The organism is Acinetobacter sp. SFA (assembly GCF_001647535.1).
In the GTDB taxonomy this organism is placed as follows: Bacteria; Pseudomonadota; Gammaproteobacteria; order Pseudomonadales; family Moraxellaceae; genus Acinetobacter; species Acinetobacter pecorum.
Map to the genome: position 1 here is coordinate 306,279 of NZ_LSZI01000016.1, position 26,937 is coordinate 333,215.

Annotated in this window: 26 protein-coding genes and 1 riboswitch; of the genes, 17 read left to right on the forward strand and 9 right to left on the reverse strand. The window is 43.5% G+C overall.

Annotation, left to right across the window (positions count from 1 at the left end):
• Positions 1–121 precede the first annotated feature (121 nt).
• Together AY607_RS08215 and AY607_RS08220 are read right to left on the reverse strand one after the other, a co-directional pair.
• Positions 122–706: a cob(I)yrinic acid a,c-diamide adenosyltransferase gene (locus AY607_RS08215; RefSeq protein WP_064102308.1), complete on the reverse strand. Its 585-nt coding sequence runs from the start codon at positions 704–706 to the stop codon at positions 122–124.
• A 92-nt stretch (positions 707–798) separates the two neighbouring features.
• Entirely contained in the window at positions 799–2,634 is a 1,836-nt protein-coding gene (locus tag AY607_RS08220) for a TonB-dependent receptor plug domain-containing protein (RefSeq protein ID WP_064102309.1), read from the reverse strand.
• A 36-nt stretch (positions 2,635–2,670) separates the two neighbouring features.
• Positions 2,671–2,882: riboswitch (cobalamin riboswitch) on the reverse strand.
• A 144-nt stretch (positions 2,883–3,026) separates the two neighbouring features.
• Here AY607_RS08220 and AY607_RS08225 point away from each other — a divergent pair.
• Entirely contained in the window at positions 3,027–3,671 is a 645-nt protein-coding gene (locus AY607_RS08225; RefSeq protein ID WP_064102310.1) for a phosphoribosylanthranilate isomerase, read from the forward strand.
• On the forward strand, positions 3,652–4,896 hold the full coding sequence (gene trpB, locus AY607_RS08230) for a tryptophan synthase subunit beta (RefSeq protein ID WP_064094727.1): 1,245 nt from the start codon (positions 3,652–3,654) through the stop codon (positions 4,894–4,896). The genes AY607_RS08225 and trpB overlap by 20 nt, the downstream gene beginning before the upstream one ends.
• Positions 4,897–5,023: 127 nt before the next feature.
• On the opposite strand, the gene AY607_RS08235 is transcribed toward trpB, so the two are convergent.
• Positions 5,024–6,664 carry an acyl-CoA synthetase gene (locus tag AY607_RS08235; RefSeq protein WP_064102311.1) on the reverse strand — a complete coding sequence of 547 codons (1,641 nt, stop codon included), beginning with the start codon at positions 6,662–6,664 and terminating at the stop codon, positions 5,024–5,026.
• 233 nt (positions 6,665–6,897) lie between these two features.
• On the opposite strand from AY607_RS08235, the gene AY607_RS08240 reads away from it, so the two are divergent.
• The 5 genes from AY607_RS08240 to AY607_RS08260 all read left to right on the forward strand — a co-directional run bounded on the left by AY607_RS08240 (position 6,898) and on the right by AY607_RS08260 (position 12,882).
• Positions 6,898–8,184: a D-arabinono-1,4-lactone oxidase gene (locus tag AY607_RS08240; RefSeq protein ID WP_064102312.1), complete on the forward strand. Its 1,287-nt coding sequence runs from the start codon at positions 6,898–6,900 to the stop codon at positions 8,182–8,184.
• A 10-nt stretch (positions 8,185–8,194) separates the two neighbouring features.
• The gene (locus AY607_RS08245) at positions 8,195–9,352 is read left to right on the forward strand and encodes an alanine racemase (protein WP_064102313.1); all 1,158 of its coding nucleotides are present in this window, start codon (positions 8,195–8,197) and stop codon (positions 9,350–9,352) included.
• Between the two features lie 227 nt (positions 9,353–9,579).
• On the forward strand, positions 9,580–11,502 hold the full coding sequence (gene thrS / locus AY607_RS08250; RefSeq protein ID WP_064094723.1) for a threonine--tRNA ligase: 1,923 nt from the start codon (positions 9,580–9,582) through the stop codon (positions 11,500–11,502).
• 59 nt (positions 11,503–11,561) lie between these two features.
• Positions 11,562–12,059 carry a translation initiation factor IF-3 gene (infC, locus tag AY607_RS08255; protein WP_004647518.1) on the forward strand — a complete coding sequence of 166 codons (498 nt, stop codon included), beginning with the start codon at positions 11,562–11,564 and terminating at the stop codon, positions 12,057–12,059.
• Between the two features lie 133 nt (positions 12,060–12,192).
• Positions 12,193–12,882 (forward strand): HAD hydrolase-like protein, encoded by a 690-nt coding sequence (locus tag AY607_RS08260; protein WP_171255294.1) that lies wholly within the window; start codon positions 12,193–12,195, stop codon positions 12,880–12,882.
• A 42-nt stretch (positions 12,883–12,924) separates the two neighbouring features.
• Here the strand turns inward: AY607_RS08260 and AY607_RS08265 are convergent, their stop codons facing one another.
• Both AY607_RS08265 and AY607_RS08270 read right to left on the reverse strand, forming a co-directional pair.
• A complete protein-coding gene (locus tag AY607_RS08265) occupies positions 12,925–13,476 on the reverse strand; it encodes a hypothetical protein (protein ID WP_064102314.1) in 552 nt (183 codons plus the stop codon).
• Positions 13,477–13,579: 103 nt separating this feature from the next.
• A complete protein-coding gene (locus tag AY607_RS08270; protein WP_064102315.1) occupies positions 13,580–14,035 on the reverse strand; it encodes an Hsp20 family protein in 456 nt (151 codons plus the stop codon).
• A 281-nt stretch (positions 14,036–14,316) separates the two neighbouring features.
• Here AY607_RS08270 and AY607_RS08275 point away from each other — a divergent pair, with 281 nt between their 5' ends.
• From AY607_RS08275 to AY607_RS08300, 6 genes are all read left to right on the forward strand, one after another.
• Positions 14,317–14,937: a glutathione S-transferase N-terminal domain-containing protein gene (locus AY607_RS08275; RefSeq protein ID WP_064094718.1), complete on the forward strand. Its 621-nt coding sequence runs from the start codon at positions 14,317–14,319 to the stop codon at positions 14,935–14,937.
• Between the two features lie 74 nt (positions 14,938–15,011).
• Positions 15,012–15,302: a hypothetical protein gene (locus tag AY607_RS08280; protein WP_064094717.1), complete on the forward strand. Its 291-nt coding sequence runs from the start codon at positions 15,012–15,014 to the stop codon at positions 15,300–15,302.
• Between the two features lie 7 nt (positions 15,303–15,309).
• Positions 15,310–15,732: a YqaA family protein gene (locus AY607_RS08285; protein WP_004278284.1), complete on the forward strand. Its 423-nt coding sequence runs from the start codon at positions 15,310–15,312 to the stop codon at positions 15,730–15,732.
• A gap of 185 nt (positions 15,733–15,917) precedes the next feature.
• On the forward strand, positions 15,918–16,112 hold the full coding sequence (gene rpmI, locus AY607_RS08290; RefSeq protein WP_004278281.1) for a 50S ribosomal protein L35: 195 nt from the start codon (positions 15,918–15,920) through the stop codon (positions 16,110–16,112).
• Between the two features lie 11 nt (positions 16,113–16,123).
• Positions 16,124–16,483 (forward strand): 50S ribosomal protein L20, encoded by a 360-nt coding sequence (gene rplT, locus AY607_RS08295; protein ID WP_004647525.1) that lies wholly within the window; start codon positions 16,124–16,126, stop codon positions 16,481–16,483.
• A 152-nt stretch (positions 16,484–16,635) separates the two neighbouring features.
• Positions 16,636–17,118, forward strand: a complete 483-nt coding sequence (locus AY607_RS08300; RefSeq protein WP_064102316.1) for a GNAT family N-acetyltransferase — start codon at positions 16,636–16,638, stop codon at positions 17,116–17,118.
• A 350-nt stretch (positions 17,119–17,468) separates the two neighbouring features.
• On the opposite strand, the gene AY607_RS08305 is transcribed toward AY607_RS08300, so the two are convergent.
• Positions 17,469–18,494 carry a hypothetical protein gene (locus AY607_RS08305; RefSeq protein WP_064094715.1) on the reverse strand — a complete coding sequence of 342 codons (1,026 nt, stop codon included), beginning with the start codon at positions 18,492–18,494 and terminating at the stop codon, positions 17,469–17,471.
• A gap of 159 nt (positions 18,495–18,653) precedes the next feature.
• Between AY607_RS08305 and pheS the strand changes: the two genes are divergently transcribed.
• The 3 genes from pheS to AY607_RS08320 all read left to right on the forward strand — a co-directional run bounded on the left by pheS (position 18,654) and on the right by AY607_RS08320 (position 22,443).
• A complete protein-coding gene (gene pheS, locus AY607_RS08310; RefSeq protein WP_004278272.1) occupies positions 18,654–19,634 on the forward strand; it encodes a phenylalanine--tRNA ligase subunit alpha in 981 nt (326 codons plus the stop codon).
• A gap of 134 nt (positions 19,635–19,768) precedes the next feature.
• Positions 19,769–22,150, forward strand: a complete 2,382-nt coding sequence (gene pheT / locus AY607_RS08315) for a phenylalanine--tRNA ligase subunit beta (protein ID WP_064094714.1) — start codon at positions 19,769–19,771, stop codon at positions 22,148–22,150.
• A complete protein-coding gene (locus AY607_RS08320; protein WP_004783565.1) occupies positions 22,147–22,443 on the forward strand; it encodes an integration host factor subunit alpha in 297 nt (98 codons plus the stop codon). Before pheT ends, AY607_RS08320 begins: the two co-directional genes overlap by 4 nt.
• Before the next feature lie 99 nt (positions 22,444–22,542).
• On the opposite strand, the gene AY607_RS08325 is transcribed toward AY607_RS08320, so the two are convergent.
• The 3 genes from AY607_RS08325 to trxA form a co-directional block, all read right to left on the reverse strand.
• Complete coding sequence (locus tag AY607_RS08325; RefSeq protein ID WP_064094713.1) at positions 22,543–22,830, reverse strand: hypothetical protein; 288 nt, start codon at positions 22,828–22,830, stop codon at positions 22,543–22,545.
• Positions 22,831–23,231: 401 nt separating this feature from the next.
• Positions 23,232–24,500, reverse strand: a complete 1,269-nt coding sequence (rho, locus tag AY607_RS08330; RefSeq protein WP_004278267.1) for a transcription termination factor Rho — start codon at positions 24,498–24,500, stop codon at positions 23,232–23,234.
• 324 nt (positions 24,501–24,824) lie between these two features.
• Positions 24,825–25,151 (reverse strand): thioredoxin, encoded by a 327-nt coding sequence (trxA, locus tag AY607_RS08335; RefSeq protein WP_064094712.1) that lies wholly within the window; start codon positions 25,149–25,151, stop codon positions 24,825–24,827.
• A 261-nt stretch (positions 25,152–25,412) separates the two neighbouring features.
• On the opposite strand from trxA, the gene ppx reads away from it, so the two are divergent.
• Positions 25,413–26,933: an exopolyphosphatase gene (gene ppx, locus AY607_RS08340; protein WP_064102317.1), complete on the forward strand. Its 1,521-nt coding sequence runs from the start codon at positions 25,413–25,415 to the stop codon at positions 26,931–26,933.
• Positions 26,934–26,937 lie beyond the last annotated feature (4 nt).

A 26,937-nucleotide genomic window follows, 5' to 3' on the forward strand; every position in this document is an offset into this window, starting at 1 on the left:
GTTAAGTTCATTTTGCGAGGGCTACGTGACAGGAGGATGACACTATCTATTTTCGTCAGATGCCCTATAAAATCAAGACATATCTGACGCGTATTTTTAGATGCTAATCTGGAAGCTGATTTTACTTTTCGATGCTGTCATTGATATTTTTTTGCCAAAGCACTTCAGAACCCCCCTCAGCGCGTTGCAGGGTACGTGATGCGACAAATAACCAGTCCGATAAACGGTTCAGCAGTTGTAGCGATGCAGCCTGAATATTTTGGTCACGGTGGTGGACTGACATCACGCTGCGTTCGGCGCGACGACAGACTGCGCGAGCCTGATGGGCAAAGCTGCACACCAGCGTTCCAGCAGGCAGAATGAAGTCTTTTAACATCGGCAAAGCTTCATTCATACGGTCGATATCATTTTCCAGAAACTCAATCGATACCGGTTGCACCAGATTAAAACCTGGAATACACACTTCACCACCCAGATCAAATAGCCAGTGCTGGATCAGACTTAGGGATTTATCCCAAGGAGTTTTATCTTCAATAGTGCTTGCAGAAATCTGCGCGCGTAATACGCCAATTACGGCATTCAGCTCATCGACATCACCCAGCGCGGTAATACGCAAGTCATCTTTGGCAACGCGTGAGCCATCACCAAGCCCTGTAGTACCCGAATCGCCTGTGCGCGTGTAGATTTTACTTAAACGGTGACCCATTTGAATTCCTTGATTTTTTAAATGCTGAATATAAAAAGAATCATGCCATAGGCATGACATGATTCTCAAAAGTATTTCTAAAAAGATTGAACTTAGTATTTAAAGGTCACACCCGCAGAAGCGAGTCGGCCACCGTTCACATAGTACTGGTCGCCAGCGCTATGTACAGTTTTGTATTTCACATCACCGACATTTTCAATGTTAGTAAACAGTTTAACAGTTGGATTTATATTCCAATAGGCATTTAAGTCAACACGTGCATAACCTGGAATATCACGACTAGAGTCCTTCGCTTTCGATTTTGCTACCAGTGCAGCACTTAAACCGTAATCTGCATTTTGTAGACCTGTCGATACAGTGAATGACTGACGAGGGCGACGTAATAGCTCTGAATTCTGTTTCGTATCTTCAGTTTTGATATAAGTGTAACCGGCATTAATAAAGAACTGATCTTTTGCCCATTGTGCCGTCAATTCGCCGCCAGTCATCCTGGCTTCATCAATGTTCTGGTTTTGGTAAACGGTCGTTGGAAACCATCCTTCTCCACAATCAATAATACATATCGAATTAATTAAATTATCGACTTCCGTATAGAAAACGGAAGCACCTGCCAAAATATTTAATGGAAGTTTTTGATCTATCCCCATTTCATACGAAATGCTTTCTTCAGGCTTCAATTGATCATTGCCGCCAAAAGCATACATATCATTTAAAGTTGGTGCCTTAAATGCTGAACCAATATTGGTATAAATGCTGGTATTAGGGAGCAGTTGATAACGGATACCACCTTGTGCAACGGTATGTGAGCCAAATTTTTCGTTATCTTCGATACGCACACCCACCTGCGTGCTTAAGCTATTTGTCTGATATTGATGCTGAATATAGTAGCCTGTTGAATTAATGTCTTCATCAAGAGCCTGGGTTTTTGCATCGGTATTACGCTGGGTAATGCCCAGTAAAACATTTTGTGCTGCTGTGAAATTCCATTTGCCATAGATTTCTGCTTCTTGCGTGGTGCTATGTACAAAGCTGCTTGAGGTGACCTGATCTAAGTCATCTTTAAACTGAGATAGACGTGCATTAATTTCAGTAGTTTGTGTTGGGTTAATACGACCTTTTAAATTTACAATTTCATTTTCAAAATCTTGGCTGGAAAATGCACCCCAATTACTGTATTGCACATTTCCTGAATTTTGACTGTAATCGAGTGATGTTGCATAACGCTCTTTTTCAATACCGAATTTTGCACTATAGCCTTTTTGATCATAACTGTAGTTACGGTTGTCATTGATATTGAATACAGGTGTGCCATCAGTTTCTAAAACCTGACCGCGAATCTGTGCATACACCCCATTTTCTGCCAAGTCAGCACCAATAATTGATTTGTAGGTTTGATTCTCGCCAATTTCACCTGTTACAAAGGCACCTGTTTTTTCAGGCGTTTTTGTTACAAACTGTACTACACCACCAATTGCATCTGTACCATAAAGCACAGATGCAGGGCCTTTTAAGACTTCAATCTGTTTAAGATCTGTGGTGTCTAAAAATGGAATAGACGCTGCACCTGTGGTGGCTGTATTTAAACGAACACCATCACGTAGTACCAAAACTTGATTGGAATTGGTGCCGCGTAAGAAAATAGAAGTTTGCTGGCCATAACCACCCGATTGCACGACATTAATACTTGGGTCTGTTTTTAGTAAATCTGGTAGTGCTTTAAGAGGTGACTGCTCAAGAATTGCAGGTTCAATAATCGAAATACGCGCTGGCACATTTTCAATTTTTTCTCCAGAGCGAGTCGCAGTGACTACAATGGTATCTAAAGATGCTTTTGCAACTTTTTGCTCGGTGGCATGAACAGATGAAGTGGTACCCAACGCAAGTGCGATCGCACCTACCAAGGCAGTAGGTTGAAATTGAATAGACATGAAATGCTCCATACATTCACTTCCCCGTGAATGATTGAGTTATAGAACACAACAAGCAGGTTTCCGGACTTAAATGTGCAAAGCAGCGACTTTGCTGTATATCCACCTTCCCACATCAAGATGCAGTGGTGTAAACCGAAGGGTTTAAATTGAGATACGTTTCATTTTTTACCGTTGCGGGGGCAGTGCTGGATTTACACCAGCTTCCCTAAAGCCTGAAGGCTTGGACTTGCTGCAAAGTGAGCGCAGTATAAAGTCAGGATGGCGGATACACAATCTGCATCAAGAATAATCCGGATGAACTTTACGCAAGTCAGGAAAATTGCATTACAATGATTTGCCCCAATCTTATAGATTGTTCAATACATTGGTAGATATAGAGCCAACATAATATGCGAACCCGTGCCAAAATTTGTGGAATCACCCGAGTTGAAGATGTACATGCCGTAGTCAATGCTGGCTGTGATGCGATAGGATTTGTATTTTATCCACCGAGTCCGCGGCATGTCACTTTAGAGCAGGCTGAAATCCTGATCCGGGCGGTTCCAGCTTATGTGCAGGCCGTAGGTTTATTTGTAAATAGTCGCGCAGATGAAATTCAGGATATTCTGAAAACTGTTCCACTGGATATTTTACAATTTCATGGTGATGAAACGCCTGAACAATGTCAGGCCATCGCCCAGCAGGTGGGGCGCCGCTGGTATAAAGCCATTCAGGTGCAACCTGATCTGGATGTGGTTGCAGAAATTCAGCGTTATCAAGATGCAGGCGCAAGTGCAGTACTGTTAGACGCATGGCATCCTGACCTGAAAGGTGGCACAGGGCACAGCTTCGATTGGGATACATTTCCCAAACTCAATATTCCCTTGATCTTGGCAGGCGGTTTAAATCCTGACAATATCGAACAGGCAATTCTCACCACACAGGCGTATGCCGTGGATGTGAGTGGCGGTGTCGAGTCCGCAAAAGGTATTAAAGACCAACAACTCATAGAACGCTTTATGCAAGGAGTCCATCGTGGATCAGCAAAGTACTAGCCAGAACAGTCAGGCAGTTGACTATACCCAATTCCCGGATGAACGCGGGCATTTCGGTATTCATGGCGGACGTTTTGTGTCAGAAACACTCATGGCGGCTTTAGAAGACTTGGAAAAGCTCTATTTTCGTATGAAAGATGATGCGCAGTTTTTGGCAGAATTTGACCGTGACATGGCGTTTTACGTCGGTCGTCCGAGTCCTTTATATCATGCTGAACGATGGTCGAAAGAGTTGGGTGGCGCACAGATTTACCTGAAACGTGAAGACCTGAACCATACCGGTTCTCACAAAGTAAATAATACAATCGGTCAGGCCTTACTGGCGAAGCTTTCCGGCAAGAAACGTATTATTGCCGAAACAGGGGCAGGCCAGCACGGTGTAGCAACGGCAACGATTGCAGCACGTTTAGGTCTTGAATGCGTAGTATTCATGGGCGCAGACGATGTAAAACGTCAGGCGATGAACGTCTACCGTATGCGTTTATTAGGCGCGACGGTTGTGCCGGTAGAAAGTGGATCTAAAACATTGAAAGATGCCATGAACGAAGCCATGCGTGACTGGGTGACCAATGTGGATTCAACTTACTACGTCATTGGTACCGTGGCAGGTCCACATCCATATCCGCAACTGGTTCGTGATTTCCAGTCGATCATCGGTCGTGAAGCACGCCGTCAGATTCAGGAACAGGCAGGCCGTCTGCCAGATGCACTGGTCGCATGTGTCGGTGGTGGATCCAATGCCATGGGCTTGTTCTACCCATTCCTGAATGATCAGGACGTGAAAATGTACGGAGTAGAAGCAGCAGGTCTGGGTATTGAAACTGGTAAGCACTCTGCACCGTTAAATGCCGGACATGTGGGCGTATTACACGGTAACCGGACTTACCTGATGTCTGATAAAGAAGGTCAGATCATTGAAACCCATTCAATTTCTGCAGGTTTGGACTATCCGGGTGTGGGACCAGAGCATAGCTTCCTGAAAGATATGGAGCGTGTGAACTATGTACCAATTACAGATACTGAAGCATTACAGGGTTTCCGTGATTTAACCAAGATTGAAGGCATTATTCCGGCGCTGGAAAGTGCACATGCCATGGCTTATGTCACTAAACTTGCACCGACCATGGACAAGGATCAGATTATTATTGCGACGGTTTCAGGTCGTGGTGATAAGGACTTGATGACTGTGGCACGCATTGATGGCGTAGAAATGGTTGAGATGTAAGTTCCTTAAAGTTCTCTCCTTATAGGAGAGGGTTTGGGAGAGGTTATTTCAAATAAAAAATCGTGCTAATAAAACTTAGCACGATTTTTTTATCGGACAGATTTTGCGGGAACCTGCTTATCTGGAGTTAAGAGAACTCACCTTGTGCGCGTTCTTTAGCCCATTCACGTAAAACAAATTTCTGCAGTTTGCCGGTCGAAGTTTTTGGAATCTCGGTAATCACCACATCCTTAGGCACTTTAAAGCGGGCCAGATGCTCACGGCAGAATTCCATAATTTCTTCTTCAGTGGCCTGGGTACCTTCTTTAAGTTCAATAAAGGCACATGGCACTTCCTGCCAGCGTGGATCAGGCTTGGCAACTACTGCTGCAGTGAGTACGGCCGCATGTCGATATAATACTTCCTCGACTTCAAGCGAGGAAATATTTTCCCCACCGGAAATAATCACGTCTTTGGAGCGGTCAGTGATTTTGGCATAACCATCCGGTTGGCATACTGCCAGATCGCCAGTATGGAACCAGCCTCCTGCAAAGGCTTCCGCGGTGGCTTCGGGATTTTTCAGATAGCCTTTCATCACGATATTGCCACGGAACATGATCTCACCCATGGTCTGTCCATCGTGTGGTACTTCCTGCATGGTGTCGGGATCAAGCACTTTCATGCCATCCTGCAACGGATAAGGTACGCCCTGACGGGAGTGCAACTGCGCCTGTTCCTGAATGGATAAATCACTCCAGCCTGCCTGAGATGCACATAGGGCAGAAGGGCCATAGGTTTCTGTCAAGCCGTAGACATGCGTTACATTAATGCCGATATTGCGCATACCCTCAATAATGGCCGCAGGAGGAGCAGCACCTGCCACCATGACTTCGACCCGGTGCTCAAACTTGGTCTTTTTCTCTTCAGGCGTATTGATCAGCATCGACAGGACAATCGGTGCACCACAGAAATAATCGACCTTATGTTCAGCGATCAGCTTAAAGATCAGTTCAGCATCGACTTTACGCAGGCAGACATTGGTTCCGCCGTTGGCCGCCATGGTCCAGGCAAAGCACCAGCCATTACAGTGGAATAGCGGCAGGGTCCATAAATAGGTGGCGCGGGGTGTCATGCCACAGGCAATGATATTACTGGCTGCATTAATGTAAGCACCGCGATGATGATAGACCACACCTTTCGGGTTGCCGGTAGTGCCAGAGGTATAGCTTAAGCTGATGGCATCCCATTCATCTTGGGGTAAATGCCATTCAAAGTTTGCGTCGCCTTGGGCAATCCAGTCTTCATATTCGATTTGACCAATACGCTGCTCTTCACCTTCAAACTCTTCATCAGCCACATCAATCACATAAATGTCTTGTGAAATCAAAGCCAGTGCTTCTGCTGCAAGTGCAGTAAATTCGGGGTCGACCAGCAAGACTTTACTTTCAGCATGCTCCAGCATGAAAGCAAGGGTTTTGGCATCCAGACGGGTATTTAAGGTGTTGAGGACTGCGCCTGCCATCGGTACGGCAAAATGCGCTTCGATCATGGCAGGGACATTAGGCAGCAGGACAGAAACAGTGTCATTTTTACCGATGCCTAATTTCTGCAGCTGGTGAGCAAACTGACGGCAACGGTTATATTTCTCACGCCAGGTGATCCGACGCTTTCCGTGGATAATCGCATTCTGATTTGGATAAATATAAGCTGCACGATCCAGATAGCGTAAAGGTGACAAAGCTACAAAATTCGCGGGTGTACGCGGTAATTCATCATATGCGCTAACCATGGTAAAACTCCGTTCTATATTTATTTTGATATCCTGCTGAAAAGATATGTACTTCTTGGAAATCTTGCATTTATGCTTTAGTCGAGTACGATTTTAATAATTTTAAGTAATTGAATATTAATAAAAATATTTAATCCTGTTTAAATGTTTTGAACCCATGGGTTCCCATGTTTGATTTTTTAGGTATTTTACTCTAATTGAGCCATTCAAATTATATAAGCCAAGGAATAATAATGAAAATACAACAGGCAGATGCCACATGGCGAAACTGGTCAGGAAGCCAGTTGAGTTCTCCTCACATTTTTCAGCCTGGAGAAATGAATGAATTACAAAATTTGGTGAAGTCCCAGGCGCAGATGCGTACAGTGGGTGCAGGGCATTCCTTTAGCCCACTCGCCAAAACAGATAAAGGACTGCTTAATCTTGATCAGTTCACAGGTGTGGTGGCCTTTAATCAAGCGAAATCCCAATGCACTGTCCAGGCCGGTACCCGTTTATATAATCTAGGTAAAGAACTGGCAGCCATTAATCAGGCTTTAATCAATCAGGGTGATATTGACCAGCAAAGTCTGGCTGGTGCAATTTCCACCGGAACCCATGGCACCGGTATCGATTTACCCTGTTTATCTGCTTTTGTGGAAGGCTTTGAATTACTGACTGCAGCGGGAGAGCTGCTGCAATGCGATGCCCAGCAGAATACCGAGATATTTCAGGCTGGACGGGTAGCGCTGGGTAGTTTGGGGGTGTTGACCAAAATTACCCTGCAAAATCGGCCATGCTATAAATTAAAAGAACAAATCCGTTTGTGTTCATTAAAAGATGTTTTTACGCATATTGAGCAATGGAAATATCAGCATCGACATATTGAGTTTTGGGCTTTTCTGCATGCTGATCAAGTAATGCTGAAAACTCTGGATGAAACAGAAGATGACGTTCAGCCGAGGCAAGAGAGCTGGCCTTCGGAAGATACTTTATTGACCTTATGTTCCGAGTTGACACGGCTTTTCCCCCAGACGAATCCTTATCTGCAAAAACTGCTCGGTGTATTTGTCAAACCGACTCGTTATGTAGACTGGTCATCCAGAATTTTTCCAACTCCGCGTAAGACCAGATTTAATGAAATGGAATATCAGATTCCGGTCGATTCGGGATTGCAGTGTCTGGACGAGATTCTGCATATTTTACGCAAACATCAGGTGCCGATGTTTTTTCCCATCGAGTTTCGTTATGTCAAAGCCGATGATATCTGGCTGAGTCCTTTTTATCAGTGTGACGCGGTTTCGATTTCGATTCACCAGTTTTATAAACAGGATTACCGGACCATCTTTGATCTGATTGAACCGATTTTACAGAAATATCAGGGACGGCCGCATTGGGGCAAGTTGCATAGCATGAGCGCTGCTTCGCTACGTGATCTCTATCCGAAATGGGATGATTTTATGCGAGTACGTCAGCAACTGGATCCACAGAAAAAATGGCTGAATCCGTACCTAAAACAATTATTTTTATCTGGAAACTGAGGCTTTGGCGATGCAAACAGAGTATTTTCAGCAACTGACGCAGGACTTAAAACAGCAGGGGACTGGTACACCGCAACTGATTCTGGATTTGACCCAATATCAGCATAATCTGGGTCTGGTACAATCAAGATTACCTGCGCAGTTAAAACCACGTCTGGTAGTAAAATCCTTGGCGAGTCCCCCGTTACTTCAACTGGCCAGTGAGAAACTGAATACCCGGCGCTTTATGGTCTTTCATTTGCCCCATCTGCTGGAGATTATAGGGACATTTCAACAGGCCGATATTTTGCTGGGAAAACCCATGCCGGTTCAGGCGCTAAAACATTTTTACCAAAAATCCTCTAGTCAGAATAAAGCAAATATCCAGTGGCTGATTGATGATATAGAGCGTCTGAAGCAATATCTGCAACTCGCGCAGAACCTGAATCTTTGCCTGAATGTCAATATTGAAATTGATGTGGGCCTGCATCGCGGAGGTGTAAGCAGTCAGGCACAGTTTGTCGGCTTACTTAAACTGATTCAGCAATATTCCTCATACCTGAAACTGTCTGGCTTGATGGGTTATGATGCGCATGTGGCAAAACTGCCAAAAATACTGAAATGTCCTGAAAAAAGTTATCGGCGATCGCAGCAGATTTATCAGCACTATAAAACTATTTTGCAGCAGCAATTCCCTTATTTATGGCATGAAGGTCTGTGTTTGAATGGTGGGGGAAGCGCTACTTTTATGCAGCATTGCCAGCAAAGTGTCTGCAATGATCTGTCTTTTGGTTCCATGCTGCTCAAACCCAGTGATTTTGATCTGGATCATCTCTCTACCTTGAACTGCGCTTTATGGATTGCTGCGCCAATTCTAAAAGTATTGCCTTATAGTCAGCTTCCCGGTCTCGAAGTACTTGATTATCTGCCACATCCGTATAAAGCATTATTTATTTATGGCGGTTATTGGCAGGCAAGTTACTGTTATCCTGAAAAAAGTCGACCGCATATGTTGTATGGTCGCAGCAGTAATCAGGAAATGGTTTTGGTGCCTAAATACTGCGGGCTACAAGTGGATGATTATGTCTTTTTGAGACCGACACAAAGTGAAGCTGTCATTCCGCAATTTGCCCAGCTTTATAGCTACAGCAAGAGAAAATTTATGGCATGGGACACTTTTCGGGAATAATAAAATTCTGAACTAAAAAATGAGCTTAAGTTTTTTTAAATCAGATATGGTTTTGGTGATAAATCTTATTTTTATTGGGGAAAAGGTTTAATCATGCGGCCAAGCCGTGTAAAATTCGAATCGATTTTTATTTATCCACCGTTTTTATCTTTTGAGGTTTTCCCTCGATCATAATCTCGCGGTGATATGCTCCATGGTACGGGGCATCACTCCTTAAGGATTTTCTTATGCCAATTATCACTTTGCCAAATGGCGATCAAAAACAGTTTGATCATGCCGTATCTGTGATGGAAGTTGCTCAAAGCATCGGTCCTGGTCTTGCAAAAAATACAGTCGCTGGACGCGTTAACGGCCGTCTGGTTGATGCATGCGATTTAATTACCGAAGACGCAACTTTACAGATTATCACGCCTAAAGATGATGAAGGCGTCGAAATTATTCGTCACTCATGTGCGCACTTGGTGGGTCATGCGGTTAAACAGCTGTTCCCAGAAGCGAAGATGGTGATTGGTCCTGTCATTGAAGATGGTTTCTATTACGACATTTTTAATGCAAAACCATTTACCCCAGATGATATGGCTGCGATTGAAGAGCGCATGAAAAAGCTCATCGATCAAGACTACGATGTCATCAAAAAAATGACGCCACGTGATGAAGTGATCAAAGTGTTCACCGAGCGCGGCGAAGATTATAAATTACGTCTGATTGAAGATATGCCAGACGAGACCCAGATGGGTCTTTACTATCATCAGGAATATGTAGATATGTGCCGTGGTCCACACGTGCCAAACACCAAATTCTTGAAATCGTTCAAACTCACCAAGATGTCAGGTGCGTACTGGCGCGGTGATGCTAAAAACGAACAGTTACAGCGTATCTACGGTACAGCTTGGGCAGACAAGAAACAGCTTGCAGCTTATATCAAGCGTATTGAAGAAGCAGAAAAACGCGATCACCGTAAAATCGGTAAAGCGCTTGACCTATTCCACATGCAGGAAGAAGCACCGGGTATGGTGTTCTGGCATCCAAATGGCTGGACCATTTACCAAGTCCTTGAACAGTACATGCGTAAAGTCCAGCAGGACAATGGCTATCTAGAGATTAAAACACCACAAATCGTAGACTTTAGCTTGTGGGAAAAATCGGGTCATGCGGCGAACTACGCAGACAACATGTTCACCACGCATTCAGAAAGCCGTAATTATGCGGTGAAACCAATGAACTGCCCATGTCACGTGCAGGTGTTCAACCAGGGTTTGAAATCTTATCGTGATCTTCCAATTCGTTTGGCAGAGTTCGGTTCATGTCACCGTAACGAGCCATCGGGTTCATTACACGGCATTATGCGTGTTCGTGGCTTTACTCAAGATGATGCGCATATCTTCTGTACCAAGGAACAGATTGGTTCTGAAGTTGCAGACTTTATCAAATTGACACTAGACGTATACAAAGATTTTGGCTTCGAAGAAGTACAAATGAAGTTGTCGACACGTCCTGAAAAACGTGTAGGTGATGATGCGCTTTGGGATATGGCTGAAAAATCTTTGGCTGATGCTTTAGATGCAGCAGGTCTTGAGTGGGAGCTTCAACCGGGTGAAGGTGCATTTTATGGTCCGAAGATCGAATTCTCATTAAAAGACTGCTTAGGCCGTGTCTGGCAGTGTGGTACCATTCAGTGTGACTTCAACTTGCCAGAACGTCTGGATGCATCTTATGTAACTGAAGACAACGATCGTGACCAGCCTGTGATGTTGCACCGTGCAATTCTTGGTAGTTTCGAGCGTTTTATTGGTATACTGATTGAACACTATGCGGGCTTCATGCCACCTTGGCTGGCACCCGTGCAAGCCTGTGTGATGAATATTACCGATTCACAAGCAGAAGCGTGTGAGTCAGTCGTCGCAAAACTTAAAGAAAACGGTATCCGTGCAATTTCTGACTTGAGAAATGAGAAAATCGGCTTTAAGATTCGTGAACGTACATTAGAGCGTATTCCATACTTACTGGTACTTGGGGACCGTGAAGTAGAGGAAGGTACAGTAAACGTGCGTACCCGCTCAGGAAAAAATTTGGGTACTATGTCAATCGATGCTTTCGTTGACCTAGTAAAAACAGCCGTAGCCGAACGCGGCCGGTACATTGTGGAGTAACAGCGATTAAACAGCCTGACCGTAATCAACAGGGCGGTAACAAATCAAACCGTCCTGCCTTGAATGATGAAATTCGTGCGAAAGAAGTCCGTCTTGTAGACGAAAATGGTGAGCAAAAAGGGATTGTAAGCTTAGCTGAAGCCCTACGTGCAGCAGAAAGTGTTGAACTTGATCTTGTAGAGATCGTAGCAAATGCTGAGCCACCTGTATGTAAGATCATGGACTTCAACAAGCATTTGTTTGATCTTAAGCAAAAGCAGAAAGAAGCGAAGAAAAAACAACATCAAGTCCAGGTGAAAGAAATCAAGCTACGCCCGGGTACTGATGTTGGTGATTACAACGTAAAACTACGTGCAATCATCAAGTTCCTTGAAGAAGGTAACAAGGTGAAAATCACGCTTCGTTTCCGTGGTCGTGAGATGGCACACCAACAGTTGGGTCTAGCTCAATTGCAAAAAATTGAAGCTGACGTGGCTGAATTCGGTACTGTTGAACAGATGCCGAAAATGGAAGGCCGTCAAATGGGTATGCTGCTTGGTCCTAAAAAGAAAAAGTAAGCTCTCATTAAGCGAAAAAAGCCCTGCATCAGCAGGGCTTTTTTTATTAAAATCAGAAAATGTAGAGTATAAAACAATCAGATAGATTAAAATTGTTATAGCCTGATTCGTTTATTATTTAATGATTTTTTTTATGATGCAGTGGGTTAAAGAGTTTTTTAAAAATGATTCGATGATCGATCATCAGCATCACTTGCCCTATCAAGTGGTGATTTTTGATGTGGATGGTACTTTGGTCGATTCTTTCCCGCTCTTCATCGGTTTATTAAACCGGCATGCTACCAAGTACCAATATGCTGAGTTGAATGCTGAACGCATTGAATATTTTAGATCTTTTCCACCGCGTACCATTCGTAGAGAGTTGGGCTTGTCACGTTTAAGCGCGATTCGTTTAGCATTGGATTGTAAACGGACTATGCAACAGCACAGCCAGCAACCTGTCGTGTTCGACGGAATGGATCAATTGCTGCAACAGTTAAAGCAAGCTGGTATATGCTTGGCGGTCGTGACCTCCAATTCGCTGGAGAACTGTCATGCCAGTCTTGGCCAACAGCGTCTTGCTCTGTTCGACTGGATTATGCCAAATGCCTCAATTTATGGTAAACAGCGACAAATCAGAAAGATATTACGCCATACCCATTGTTCAGCACAACGCGCCATTTATATTGGTGACCAAATTTCAGATATTCATTCCGCACAAGCCTTGGGTATGCCTGTGGCAGCGGTGACATGGGGATTTAACCATGCGCATGCATTGGCAGAGGCCAAACCAACCTATTTGTGTCAAACAGTGGATGAATTGACAGCGTGTTTATTACCATAACCTGTTCACCCGGTATAAAAAAGTGTTCAGTTGATGGCTTTTTTATGCTCTGAAATTCCAGGCACTTTGTATGGCCTGCATAATCTGTTGAGCCTGCTGACGAGAAAACATCGACAGTTGAATCCGGAAAAATCCAAGACAAAATTGATTTATCCGACCGGGGTGGTGCAATTTAAAATCCAAAGTGCCATCGCGTTGACTGATGACATGCGCTGGCATGTTATAGAGCCAGCGTTTGAGATGGGCTTTGAGAGAATCATAGCGCGGATTCAGAAAACTATACTGTACCGAGTGCCGTTTTAAGCACAGGCTGATTCGGAAATCTGCCAAAGTATAATAAATGGCGTGTGAAGTAATTTTTAATTTAGTTCCAAGCATAAGTACGGCAAGACCAAGAAAGCCACCAATATAAATATAAAAGCCAGGAGCCTCCTGCCATAAAAATAGCAGCCCTTGAAGAAAACTGGAATTGCTACCCATACTGCTCAAATAGAAAATGCCGAATATTCCAACCGGACAGCACAGTAGCAGATATCCAGTTGCGCGTATGATCGGGCTGGCTTGATGAAACAGGATATTTTCTGGCGCATTCATGGCTTATTTTAATGATCAGAAAGCGTATTGCCTCAATGAGCTTAGGTAATCCGTAGCCAAAAAGAAAGGCCCTTTCGGACCTTGCTTTTTATCCTAATCAAGCTTATTCCACTGATTTTTCACTATTTTCAATGAGCAGTTTCTTGCCGATCGGAATTTGTCGAGGTAATTTCTCTTCTGGAATAATGCGCTGCAAGTCAATGATCAGCAATCCATTTTCATAATCTGCCTGTTGTACCTCAATATACTCATCCAGGCGTAAAGACAATTTAAACGCGCGTCGTACAATTCCTTTGTGCAGGAATTCGATAGCGTTATTGTCCTGATTTTCAGGTTGCCCCAAGATGGTCAGCAACTTGTTTTCCAGACGAATGTCGAGTTCTTCCTGACGAAAACCCGCAGTTGCCATCACGATGCGGTAATTATTCCCCCCATGCTTTTCGATATTATACGGCGGATAATTCGGTGTATCGCTTTGCATGGCATAATCAATAAAGTCATTCAGGCGATCAAAACCAATACTACGACGAAACAAGGGATGAAGATTTAAGTTACTCATGATTAGAACCTTCTCACTTAAGCAAAGTTATAAAAACAAGAAAATAAGATCTGTCATGTCAGACATCGACAGTGCAGAAGACTGACTTAATTCTTATGCAGAAATAAATATGTGTATGTGGCTGAAATTTTCAAGATATCCAATATAAAAATATAAAATTTCAATAATATGTTGATTTTTATTATAAAATAATTTTTATCTCCAGGCTTGTTGTTTCCTTCTAAATCCTCTATGTTGGAGACATCATCGCACGTGACAAGTGCAGGGAGTATTAAAAGAAAATGATCGATTTATATTACTGGGGCACCCCGAATGGCCACAAAATCAGTATAGCCCTGGAAGAAATGGGGCTGGAATATCAAATTATTCCCATCAATATTCTAGAAAATGACCAGTTCCAGTCCGATTTTCTGGCTATTTCTCCCAACAATAAAATCCCGGCAATCGTTGATCAGAATGGGCCGAATGGTCAGCCCATTTCAATCTTTGAGTCAGGCGCGATCTTGCAGTATCTGGGTCGAAAAACAGGTTTGTTTTATCCAGTTGATGAAGTAAAGCGTGTTCAGGTGGAACAATGGCTGATGTGGCAAATGGGCGGTCTGGGACCAATGCTCGGACAAAATCATCACTTTAGCCGTTTTGCGCCTGAGCGGATTGCTTATGCAACAGATCGTTATGTCAATGAAAGCAAACGTCTGTATGGTGTGCTGAATAAACAGCTGGTCGGGCAGGAGTATGTGGCTGGCGAATACTCGATTGCCGATATGGCGATATTTCCGTGGTTATTGCGATATGACTGGCAGCAGATCAACCTGGAAGATTATCCTGAGGTTTCCAAATATATTGATCGCTTGAATGCACGTCCTGCAGTTCAGAAAGCGCTGGCGATACAGGTCAGTTAAGCTGTAGCCTTTATGCTAAAATAGTCTTAAGCAAATAAAGCCACCCTTACGGTGGTTTTTTATTGGATGGATATATGAACGATTTTCTTCTGAACTTTACCAAGATTATTGAAAGCAATACCCGAATTTACTGGAGTATCCTCTTTGGAATTGCTGCATGTTTGGTGCTTTATATTGCTGAAATTGTGCATATTGATCAGGTGATTGCAGCCTTGAATACCAAAGATCAGCAAATTCTCCGTGCAGCGATTGAACCCATTACTCAGCAGTATAAAGGGGGGCGGATTATTGTCATGGTAGCAGCAGTAATTTGGTCGAGTTGGGAATACAGCAAAGCCAAGAAAAAGTTGGGTTTGAGCCGTTAATAGCTGTATGAGTCTGTTGCTGCTATTTCTGTCGGCCTTTGGTGCAGCGACCTTATTGCCTTTACAGTCTGAAGCTGTTTTGCTGGGGCTTTTAGTGCAGAACAAGCAGCATGCAGTGCTGTTAATTGCGGTGGCCAGTCTGGGGAATATTCTGGGGTCGTGTGTGAACTGGTATCTGGGCCTCAAGATTGAACATTATAAGAATAAAAAGTGGTTTCCGGTTTCGGCAGACAAGATGCTCAAGGCGCAAACGACCTATCAAAAATATGGTTACTGGTCTTTACTGCTGAGCTGGGTGCCTATCATTGGTGATCCGATTACCCTGATTGCGGGACTATTAAAAGAAAACTTCGCCCGTTTTCTGCTGATGGTCAGCATCGCTAAAATTGGACGTTATCTGTTTGTCTATGCGGCCTTTGCCTTGTTCTAAGTCTGAAGCTATTTTCTTGATTCAGTCTTGGATATTATTTCAGAGCGAAATCATTCTTTAAATTCGCTTATTGGGTGAAGATGCTTTTGTTTTAAACAAAGATGCTTTAGAATACTCGCTCCCTTACCTGCAGGTCGTTTTGTAATGGTGCAAACGAGCCGAACAGGTGTTCAAAAGAGGTTGTTATGCCTAAGATGAAAACTCGCCGTGGTGCAGCTAAACGCTTTAAAGCGACTGCTAACGGTTTTAAGCGTAAACAAGCGTTCAAACGCCACATTTTGACCAAAAAATCTGCTAAGCGTATTCGTCAATTGCGCGGCTGTGTAATGGTTCACGTAAGTGACGTTGCTTCAGTTCGTCGTATGTGCCCGTACATCTAAGGAGATTATAAATGGCTCGTGTAAAACGTGGTGTACAGGCTCATCGCCGTCACAAAAAAATTCTTGCTCGCGCTAAAGGTTACTATGGTGCTCGTTCACGCGTTTACCGCGTAGCGTTCCAGGCGGTAATCAAAGCTGGTCAATATGCTTACCGTGACCGTCGTCAGAAGAAACGTCAATTCCGCGCTTTGTGGATTGCACGTATCAACGCTGGTGCTCGTCAAAATGGTTTGTCGTACAGCCGTATGATCGCTGGCTTGAAAAAAGCTCAAGTGATTATCGACCGTCGCGTACTTGCTGACATCGCTATGCATGACGCAGTTGCGTTTGCTGCTTTAGCTTCTAAAGCTAAAGATGCATTGGCTGCATAAGTCTTTATGACTTGAAAAAGACCGCTTTTAGCGGTCTTTTTTATGCTTAAATAAAAGTAGTCATTTTAAATATTATTTAAAAATCAGTATTGTAAATCCTATATTTTTTAGTCATTGTTAAATTGCATAATCAAAAATAAGGCTTAAAAATAATGATTCGACTTGCCACTCAACAGGATGTCCTGCCGATTGCTCAAGTGCACGTACAAAGCTGGCGTGAAAGCTATAAAAACATCATCAAACAAGAAATTTTAGATGCATTATGTGTAGAGCAAAGAGCCGCCTTGTGGCGTTCTGTTCTTGAAGGGGCGAATCGACGGGTATTTGTCTATGAAGAAAATGCTCAGGTGCTGGGCTTTGCTGCTTTCAATTTTCCGGTAGATGCACCCATCAGTGAATTGAGAGCACTTTATTTGCTTCAAAATATTAAAGGTCGCGGCATTGGACGTGATTTGGTTCAATTGGGTCTGGGCTTAAGTCGAGAAAAATCCTATCAGCATATGCAATGTAGCGTATTGAACCTGAATTCCAGTCGTTATTTTTATGAAAAGACCGGCGCCTATTTTGTCAGTGAAGGAGATGCCAGTGATCTGGGTGAGAATCTTAAAGATTTATATTATCAGTGGGACATTTAATTTTTGAAGACTCTGGGCAAGCTGGCTCAACGTAGAAAAATCTAAACCCTGGAAAAAGACGATGGGAAATAAATCAGCCCTTGCACTGTAGGGCTGATTTATCCTTTTATCTCAATATCTCCACCAGTCAATCAAAAGGGCATTTCCGGGCGATCAGCATAAATAACAGCTTTGGTCTCATTCCGACAATGCTGCAATTTTCAGACAGCTGCTTGACCTTAATTCCATCATAGGTTGGATAATCAAAACCTATCACAAAATCTTCAGCATTATTTCAAGCTGATGTCTGCTCCTGAGTATCAACGTCTCTATTGAATTCTGCCCGGGATGTAAGCTTTTCTGGCAAAATGTTAAAGGCCGAAATAGTAGCCAATCAGACAGATAATCACGGTAATCACAATTAAGGTCAGCACATTTGCAGACGAACTGGATTTTCCTGGGTCCTGAGGTTTTTCTGCTTTAGAAATTTTTGGTGAGCGGTCTTCGGTACTCATACCCACAAATGGATCAGGCGCAACTTTAGGTGTTAGCTGTGCCGTTTTATAGTGGTTGGCGACTTTGCTGATGAATTTAGCACTTAAATCATCAATTTTTTGCGAAAAATGTCGCAGGTTAAGTTGCTGCTCCGGGCTGAGTACTTCGCCATCTGCACGATAGGGATGCTGGATTTTCGTTTGAATAAAGTCATTTAAGGCATCTAGGCGGTACAAAGTCTGGTGAGCATAATCCGCTGAATAGTCAGTGGGAATTAAGGCCAAATGACTTTCGTTATCGGCCTGAATGGCAGGCATGGTGCCGTAATAGGGCAAATTGGTATACGCTGGTTCGGTAAAATCTTGGGCAAGGCTACTTTCAAACAGTTCATGATCGGTATAAGCCTGGATATCATCCCAGTTTGGGGCTTCCAGATCGACATCAATGCGCTTGGCCAGTTTAGGATTTAACTCATAACACCAGAAAGTTTCATGGCGTAAAGGGGACTGCTGTGATTTAGGAGCTTCGTAATCATTGTCTGCGCTGTACCATTCAGGCAGTTCCTTGCCGATGATCCAGGCTGTTTTGGTTTTGGCACCATGACTGACAATAAAATGCGCCAGTGGTAATAGCTCGACATTGGCATTCGGATTTTTTTCATCAATCAGTAAATCAGAGCGATGCAAGCTCAGTCGGCGTACGCCTTGTTTTTTCAGGCCTTCCAGCCAGATCTGAAAATGCTGAGCCAGCAGGTGTTGTGACATCAGATCCCGAAAGGCAAACTGATGCTGATTAAAAATGGCATGTTGAATCCAACGATTGAAACTCAGGCCCTGAGACAAATATTCATTGCCATAAGTGACCAGGGTCAGTTGCTGTTTCCAAATTTGATCGAGTGCCATAGTGATTTGATCTGATTGATATTGTGTTTATCTTATACTTTTTATATTTAATCATGCCAATCTAATTTTCCTTAAAACGCATCTTCATCAAAGTGTCTAAAAACTGTTAGAATGTGGGGTTTTTAAAATATTTTTTAACCTGTTGCTTTGAGAGTTACTATGTCACTGGAAGCCCTGACCACTGAAGCGCTCGCTGCGATTGCAGCAGCTCAAGACCTTGCTGCACTTGATCAAGTACGAGTGCAATTTACGGGGAAAAAAAGCCAGCTCGCGGAACAATCTAAGTCGCTTGGTAAAATGGATCCTGAAGAACGTAAAGTCTTCGGCGCACAAATCCATGCTGTACGTGAAACCATTACCGCTGCATTGACATCACGTCAGGCAGAACTGCATAAAGCTGCCTTAGAACAAAAACTGGCAAGCGAAACCATTGATATTACTTTACCAGGTCGTGGTCAGCAGGTGGGCAGTATCCATCCAGTGACCCAAGTGCAAGAGCGTATTTGCCAGTTCTTTACCAAGGCAGGTTTTACGGTTGCAACAGGTCCTGAAGTTGAAGATGACTATCACAACTTTGAAGCACTGAACATTCCAGGTCATCACCCAGCGCGTGCTATGCATGATACTTTCTATTTTGATGTGAACCATTTGCTGCGTACGCATACGTCTGGTGTGCAGATTCGTACCATGGAAACCCAGCAGCCACCAATCCAGATCGTGTGTCCAGGCCGTGTTTACCGTTGTGATTCGGATCAAACCCACTCGCCGATGTTCCATCAGATCGAAGGTTTATACGTGGCTGAAAATACCAGCTTCGCGGAACTGAAAGGTTTGCTGATTAACCTGCTGAACGAATTCTTCGAAAAAGATTTGAAAGTACGTTTCCGTCCATCTTATTTCCCGTTCACCGAGCCAAGTGCGGAAGTGGATATTATGGATGAACGGGGTCGCTGGCTGGAAGTACTGGGCTGCGGTATGGTGCATCCGAATGTGCTGCAAGCTGCAGGCATTGATCCTGAAAAATACAAAGGCTTTGCTTTTGGTCTGGGTGTTGAACGTTTTGCAATGCTGCGTTATGGCGTGAATGACTTACGTATGTTCTTCCAAAACGATGTGCGTTTCTTACGCCAGTTTGCTTAAAAACAAATTTATACCTCTCCCTAACCTCTCCTAAAAGGAGACGGGTGTCTAGATATGACATAGGGCTCTCCCTCTTTGGAAGAAAGTGGGAGTTAGAGGGGATTCTAGAGATTTGAATTACAGGTTTTATATCAATGAAAATTAGCGAAAATTGGCTACGCACATGGGTCAACCCAGCCATCGATAGCGAAAAACTTTCTGATCAATTGACCATGTTGGGTCTGGAAGTGGATGAGCTTGCACCTGCAGCAAAAGCATTTACTGGTGTAGTGGTTGGTGAAGTCCTGACAGTAGAACAGCATCCAGATGCTGACCGTTTACGTGTGACTACTGTCAATATCGGTTCAGGTGAGCCACTGCAAATTGTATGTGGTGCGCCAAACGTACGTGCCGGCATGAAAGCGCCAGTTGCGACCATTGGTGCAGTACTTCCAGGCGATTTCAAAATCAAGAAAGGCAAGCTACGTGGTATCGAGTCACAAGGTATGCTGTGCGGCGCTTCAGAAATCGATTTGGAAGATAAAATCGATGGTCTTTTAGAGCTGCCTGCAGATGCACCGGTTGGCGTCAATATCCGTGAATATCTGGATCTTGATGACAACGTGATTGACATCAGCATTACGCCGAACCGTGGGGACTGCTTCAGTATTCGCGGGATCGCACGTGAAATTGGGGTGATCAACCAATTGCCAGTGACTGCCCCTGAAATTAAAGAAGTAGCTGCGACTATTAGCGACGAAAAGAAAGTCGTTGTGTCGACTGAAGGCTGCCCACGCTACTTGGGTCGTGTGATCAAGAACGTAAATACCAAAGCGCCAACCCCTGAATGGATGGAGCGTGCATTGGCGCGTTCAGGTATCCGTCAGCACAGCATTCTGGTCGATATTACCAACTATGTGCTGATGGAGCTGGGTCAACCGCTACACGCATTTGATGGCGGTAAAGTGAAAGGTGCGGTACATGTACGTCAAGCGACGGAAGCTGAAAAGTTAGTTTTGCTCAATGAACAAGAAGTTGAACTTAACGAAAAAGTGATGGTGATTGCAGATGATGAAAAAGCATTGGCCATTGCCGGTATTATGGGCGGCTTGTCTTCAGCAGTCAGCGATGCAACCACTGAAATTTTCCTAGAATCTGCATTCTTCGCGCCACTGCATATTGCCGGTCGTGCACGTAGCTTTGGCTTGCATACCGATGCTTCTCAGCGTTATGAACGTGGTGTCGATTTTGAATTGCCATTGATCGCTATGCACCGCGCATCACAATTGATTGCGGAACTTGCCGGCGGTGAGTTCGGGCCAATTACGGTTGCAGAAAATGCAGCCCTATTGCCAACACGCGATGCAATTGAGTTGAATCAAGCCCAAGTGGATCAACTGCTAGGTTATAGTGTTGACTCAGCGTTCATTACTGATGCTTTAACCCGTTTAGGGTGTGAAGTCACAGTAAAAGCAGAAGGTGAGTGGTCTGTAGTGCCGCCATCACATCGTTATGATATGGTGATTTACCAAGACTTGATTGAAGAAGTGGCTCGTATTCATGGTTATGACAATATTCAAATCAGTTTGCCTGTGATTGATGTGAAGCTGGCCAAATATCAAGATCAATTCGAATTGGGCCAACTTCGTCAAACCGCGGTAACTTTGGGTTACCAAGAGGCAATCAGTTTTAGTTTTGCAGACCTAAAACTTGAAAAGCAACTTAATTCTCATGTGAAACCTTTAGCATTAGCGAATCCAATTTCAAGTGATTTAGCGGTAATGCGTTCAACCTTGCTCTCTAGCCTGATTCCTTGTGTTCAATACAATATCAATCGTCAGCAAAGTCGGGTACGTTTCTTCGAGCTAGGTCTGCGTTTTGACTATCAAGAAGCGAACAGTATTCATGATTTAAAACAGATTCCAACCTTTGCCCTGATTGCAACGGGTGCACGTACCCCTGAGTCTTGGCATGGCAAGGCACAGCCAATGGACTTCTTTGACTTTAAGGGCGATATAGAGGAAATTCTGGCTGCTGGTCGTGTCAAAGTGGAATATATACGTTCAGAGCGTAGCTGGTTGCATCCAGGACAATCCGCAGAGATTCTCGTGAATGGTCAATCAATTGGTTACTTGGGTCGTTTACATCCCTCACTTGAAGACGAGCTTGATCTGGCAACCACATGGGTAGCAGAATTGGATCAAGCGGCTGTTTTGCAAACTTATGTATCTAATTTTACAGAATTATCACGTTTTCCATCGGTTCGACGTGATATTGCTCTTTTAATTAATGATAAGATTAATGTTAGCGAAATTCAGGGACTTATCGAAAAAACAGGCGGAGAGCTTTTAGACTCAACTTGGTTGTTCGATGTGTACACTGGACAAGGAGTAGAAGAAGGGAAACGCTCACTGGCATTTGCACTTCTCTGGCAGCATCCAAGCCGTACACTGGAAGATGCTGAAATTAAATCAGGTATGGATAATATCCTTCAAGTGTTAGAAAACACTTACCAAGCGACATTGAGGGCTTCATGACAGCACTAACTAAAGCAGAAATGGCTGATCATTTAAGTGAGCTCACGAGTTTAAACCGTCGTGAAGCAAAACAAATGGTTGAGTTGTTCTTCGATGAGATTAGCCAGGCGCTAATCTCAGGCGAGCAAGTAAAACTTTCGGGTTTTGGTAATTTTGAGTTGCGTGACAAGCGTCAACGTCCAGGCCGTAACCCGAAAACGGGTGAAGAGATTCCGATTTCTGCACGCCGTGTAGTGACCTTCCGTGCGGGACAGAAGTTTCGTCAACGTGTGGGAAATGAGCAGATCAACTGATCTGCTTTTTTTAAATTCTGCTATTTTTTAAATTTCAGTATTTAAAATAAAAAAAGAGAGCCCAAGGCTCTCTTTTTTTATACTGAATAATCTAAAAGATTATTGAGCAGCAGCTTCAGAAGCAGCAGTAGCGTCAGCAGCAGCGTCAACAGCAACAGCAGCAGCAGCGTCAGCTTCAGCAACAGCAGCAGTTTCAGAAGCAGCAACTTCAGAAGTAGATTCTACAGCAGCAGCGTCAGCAGCAGCTTCAGCTTCAGATGCAGCTTCTACAGCTTCAGATGCAGCTTGGTTAGCGTCAGCAGCAGCGTCGTCAGCTTTTTTAGCACAACCAACGAAAGCTAAAGTAGTAGCAACTGCAGCAGCAATAGCGATTTTTTTGAATAACATGGCATCACTCTCTAAAAATTGAGATTAAAAAAAACCTAAGTTAGTCTGTTAAGTGCTTTTATTATTCCTAATTATGTTAGGTACTAACAATGCAGGAGCAGTCTAACTGGTCTGCAAATATGCTATCACTGCGCCTTTTTAAATGCTACTAGCAAGGCTTAAAAAAGTACTGAAATATGCTAAAAAGTAAGAAGTTTTTAACAGAAAATAACAATGGAATGAAACATTTAGATTGGAGAAAGGCTTGGTAAGTTTTTAAAAGTTATACAATTTTTAATCTGATTATTTTATTAATCAAAAACTTAAAAATAAGTTTACATAAATAGAGCTCGATTGTTTCATTGTGTAATTCATGTCAACTTAAAAAAGGCCACCGCTTAGGTGACCTTTCATTTGAAATTTTAATTTGAAGCTTTACGTTTCATCTGATCAAAGAAATCATCATTGGTTTTGGTTTCTTTCATACGGTCCAGCAAGAATTCCATTGCCGCCAATTCATCTTGCGTATGCAGCAGCTTACGCAGAATCCAGACCTTACGAAGATTATCTTCTGACATCAGGCGCTCTTCACGACGAGTACCAGATTTCTTGATGTTCATTGCAGGGAAGACGCGTTTTTCAGCAATACGGCGATCAAGGGTAATTTCCTGGTTACCTGTACCTTTGAATTCTTCGTAGATCACTTCATCCATTTTACTACCAGTTTCAATCAGGGCAGTAGAAATGATGGTTAGAGAGCCACCTTCTTCAATATTACGTGCCGCACCAAAGAAACGTTTGGGACGTTCTAGGGCATGTGCATCCACACCACCGGTTAATACCTTACCTGATGAAGGGATCACGGTATTATAGGCACGTGCCAGACGGGTAATTGAGTCAAGCAGAATCACCACATCTTTTTTATGCTCAACTAGACGTTTCGCTTTTTCAATGACCATTTCTGCAACCTGAACATGGCGCGCAGGTGATTCATCAAAGGTAGAAGCCACGACTTCACCGCGAACCGTACGTTCCATTTCGGTTACTTCTTCTGGACGTTCATCAATTAACAGAACGATCAGGATGACTTCAGGATTATTGCGAACGATCGATTGAGCAATGCTTTGCAGCAGCATGGTTTTACCGGCTTTCGGCGGAGCCACAATAATTGAACGTTGGCCTTTACCAATCGGTGCGACTAAGTCGATCACACGCGTGGTTAAATCTTCAGTGGTACCATTGCCTAATTCCATCACCAACTGTTCAGTCGGGAATAATGGCGTAAGGTTTTCAAACAGAATCTTATTACGTGAGTTTTCAGGAGTGTCGTAGTTAATCTGGTTGACTTTAAGTAAGGCAAAATAACGTTCGCCTTCTTTTGGTGGACGAATGGTGCCGGTAATGGTGTCGCCAGTGCGTAGGTTAAAACGACGAATTTGAGAAGGGCTGACATAGATATCGTCAGGGCCTGCTAAATAAGAACCTGCGGCTGAGCGTAAAAAGCCAAAACCATCTGACAAAATTTCTAGAACGCCATCACCAAAAATCTCTTCGCCATTCATTGCATGACGTTTTAAGATGGCAAAAATAATGTCTTGCTTACGGTTACGGGCCATACCTTCAAGGCCCATAAACTCGGCAATCTTGATGAGTTCGCCAATCGGTTTTTTCTTGAGTTCGGTTAAATTCATAGGTGGTCAGATAGAATCAAAGTTCTGAGGTACAGGTTGGAAAGGGAGTAACATTCGGCCGCATACAAGCATTCAAACGAAAGCCATTGAATTTGAAAAAGAACAATTCAGAGATCTGTTTGAGTGTTTCAAAGAAAAATGTGAAAAACAATTTCTATTGCCGAGCGGCATCTTATGTAATGTGTCTTGTAAGAAATTGGCAGGATTTAGGATCCTTTATCTCTTGAGTAGCAAATATAAGAGAAAATGCTGACTTTGTCAATTTATAGCCGAAAAAAATACGCGAGCATAAGTCGCGTATTTTTTTACTAAAAAATGATCTGCTTAGATATTGTCATCAATAAATGCAGTCAGTTTAGATTTTGGTGCAGCACCGACTTGAGTCGCAACAACTTCACCATTTTTGAACATCAGCAAAGCCGGGATGTTACGAATGTTGAAATTTACAGCAGTTTGTTCGCAAGAAGTTACGTCAACTTTCACGATTTTAACCTTGCCTTGATATTCATCAGCAAGTACTTCTAGTACAGGTGCAATTGCTTTACATGGTGCACACCAACCTGCCCAGAAGTCGACCAGTACAGGAACGTCTGATTGAAGAACGTCTGCTTCGAAGTTTTCGTCAGTAGTGTTTACGATGTTGCCAGACATGGAATGTGCTCCAGATTAATATTTTAAAGATAACTAATTATTAGTATTACATAGCCATCTTTAACAATGTAGGGGAATCTGTAAATTTTCAATGCTTAATGTTATTTTGTCTAATGGATGATCACGATAGTGATGATCGTGTCTCACTATTATTCCCGATGCATAAAAAGAATAAGGCATAAAAATGTCGTTACAAATGGCTTTTAAATTGCATGCATGTGAATTACTCTAAGCACAATTCGTTAAAGGTTTATTTCTGGAATGTCTGACTTTTTGATTGATGAAGAATTACTTGCCGCCATCGATATGGGATCAAATAGCTTTCATTTGGCCATCGCTCGGGTGGATCATGGCGAAGTGAAGAAAGTGGCATCAATGTCAGAAAAAGTTCAGCTTGCCGCAGGACTAGACGAAAATAAAAATTTAACGGAAGCCGCACAGCAACGCGGTTTGGCCTGTCTGGCCCGTTTTGTCGGGCGTTTAGGTGCGGTTCAGCCGAACCGCTTGCGGATCGTGGCAACAAATGCTCTAAGGCAAGCCAAAAATGGCCATGAGTTTATCCAGAAAGCCGCAGAAATTTTGCCGAAACCGATCGAAATTATTGCCGGCCGTGAGGAAGCCCGCCTGATTTATCTGGGGGTATCGCATACCATGGCCAATAGCGGCCGTCGTCTGGTGGTTGACATCGGCGGTGGTTCGACTGAGCTGATTATCGGTGAAGAGTTCGAGCCTATTTATACTGAATCAGTACAGATGGGCTGCGTAGCCTTTACTAAGGCCTATTTTCAGGATGGGGAAATCAGTGCCAAAGCTTTTGACAAAGCAGTCACTGCGGCACGTAAAGAAATTTCTGGAATTGCCAATACCTATAAATCTGCCGGTTGGGATGCTGTCGTCGGATCGAGTGGTACAATTAAAGCCTGCCGCCAAATCTGTATTAATATGGGATGGAGCAATGATCGCGAACAGCTGACGCGAGAAGGCCTGGAAAAGCTTAAAGATAAGCTGCTCAAATATAAATATGTCTCGGATATGGAATTCGAAGGTCTGAAAGAGGATCGCCGTGCAGTTTTGCCGGCAGGAATTGCCATTTTATATGCGGTCTTTGATGTGCTGGATATTGAGTATCTGACTTATTCTGATGGGGCATTACGTGAAGGTGTCATGTATGACCTGTTAGGCCGTTTTAAACATGAAGATATCCGTGATCGTTCAGTCCATGCCCTGATTGGTCGTTATAATGCCGATGCCAAGCAGGCAGAACGTGTAGTACAAACGGCGCAAAAACTGTTTGATGATGTCGCAGCTGATCTGGGTCTGAATAGTGATGATAGTGACCTACTCCGTCGAGCCGCGTATCTCCATGAAATCGGTCTGGCGATTAGTCATAGTGGTTATCATCGTCATGGTGCCTATTTACTGCAGCATTCTGACATTGCCGGTTTTTCACAGGTTGATCAGAATCATTTGTCACATTTGGTCGCGCATCATCGGCGTAAATTGCGCACTGATGCCAAGCATGACGTGATGAAAGTGGGTGGAACTAAACTTTTACAGCTGTGTTTACTGCTTCGTCTGGCGGTTTTGGTCAATCACAGCCGTAGCGATGAGATGCTTCCTGCCATTGAACTCAAGGTCAAGAATGCGCAACAATGGCAGCTCAGTATTTCGGGTGATGCCAAACAATGGCCATTATTGATTGCTGAACTGCATGATGAACAGTTGCAGTTTAAAAATTGGGAGATTGAGCTCTCGGTTCTATCTGAACAATTTGTTAATTAATACC

Coding starts and splice junctions, on each gene's coding strand:
- rpmI (WP_004278281.1), top strand. CDS start 15,918: ATGCCTAAGATGAAAACTCGCCGTGGTGCAGCTAAACGCTTTAAAGCG.
- AY607_RS08275 (WP_064094718.1), top strand. CDS start 14,317: ATGATCGATTTATATTACTGGGGCACCCCGAATGGCCACAAAATCAGT.
- AY607_RS08240 (WP_064102312.1), top strand. CDS start 6,898: ATGAAAATACAACAGGCAGATGCCACATGGCGAAACTGGTCAGGAAGC.
- rplT (WP_004647525.1), top strand. CDS start 16,124: ATGGCTCGTGTAAAACGTGGTGTACAGGCTCATCGCCGTCACAAAAAA.
- AY607_RS08265 (WP_064102314.1), bottom strand. CDS start 13,476: ATGAATGCGCCAGAAAATATCCTGTTTCATCAAGCCAGCCCGATCATA.
- AY607_RS08215 (WP_064102308.1), bottom strand. CDS start 706: ATGGGTCACCGTTTAAGTAAAATCTACACGCGCACAGGCGATTCGGGT.
- pheT (WP_064094714.1), top strand. CDS start 19,769: ATGAAAATTAGCGAAAATTGGCTACGCACATGGGTCAACCCAGCCATC.
- AY607_RS08320 (WP_004783565.1), top strand. CDS start 22,147: ATGACAGCACTAACTAAAGCAGAAATGGCTGATCATTTAAGTGAGCTC.
- AY607_RS08235 (WP_064102311.1), bottom strand. CDS start 6,664: ATGGTTAGCGCATATGATGAATTACCGCGTACACCCGCGAATTTTGTA.
- trxA (WP_064094712.1), bottom strand. CDS start 25,151: ATGTCTGGCAACATCGTAAACACTACTGACGAAAACTTCGAAGCAGAC.
- AY607_RS08325 (WP_064094713.1), bottom strand. CDS start 22,830: ATGTTATTCAAAAAAATCGCTATTGCTGCTGCAGTTGCTACTACTTTA.
- AY607_RS08305 (WP_064094715.1), bottom strand. CDS start 18,494: ATGGCACTCGATCAAATTTGGAAACAGCAACTGACCCTGGTCACTTAT.
- ppx (WP_064102317.1), top strand. CDS start 25,413: ATGTCTGACTTTTTGATTGATGAAGAATTACTTGCCGCCATCGATATG.
- pheS (WP_004278272.1), top strand. CDS start 18,654: ATGTCACTGGAAGCCCTGACCACTGAAGCGCTCGCTGCGATTGCAGCA.
- AY607_RS08245 (WP_064102313.1), top strand. CDS start 8,195: ATGCAAACAGAGTATTTTCAGCAACTGACGCAGGACTTAAAACAGCAG.
- thrS (WP_064094723.1), top strand. CDS start 9,580: ATGCCAATTATCACTTTGCCAAATGGCGATCAAAAACAGTTTGATCAT.
- AY607_RS08300 (WP_064102316.1), top strand. CDS start 16,636: ATGATTCGACTTGCCACTCAACAGGATGTCCTGCCGATTGCTCAAGTG.
- AY607_RS08260 (WP_171255294.1), top strand. CDS start 12,193: ATGATGCAGTGGGTTAAAGAGTTTTTTAAAAATGATTCGATGATCGAT.
- rho (WP_004278267.1), bottom strand. CDS start 24,500: ATGAATTTAACCGAACTCAAGAAAAAACCGATTGGCGAACTCATCAAG.
- AY607_RS08220 (WP_064102309.1), bottom strand. CDS start 2,634: ATGTCTATTCAATTTCAACCTACTGCCTTGGTAGGTGCGATCGCACTT.
- AY607_RS08285 (WP_004278284.1), top strand. CDS start 15,310: ATGAGTCTGTTGCTGCTATTTCTGTCGGCCTTTGGTGCAGCGACCTTA.
- AY607_RS08270 (WP_064102315.1), bottom strand. CDS start 14,035: ATGAGTAACTTAAATCTTCATCCCTTGTTTCGTCGTAGTATTGGTTTT.
- AY607_RS08280 (WP_064094717.1), top strand. CDS start 15,012: ATGAACGATTTTCTTCTGAACTTTACCAAGATTATTGAAAGCAATACC.
- AY607_RS08225 (WP_064102310.1), top strand. CDS start 3,027: ATGCGAACCCGTGCCAAAATTTGTGGAATCACCCGAGTTGAAGATGTA.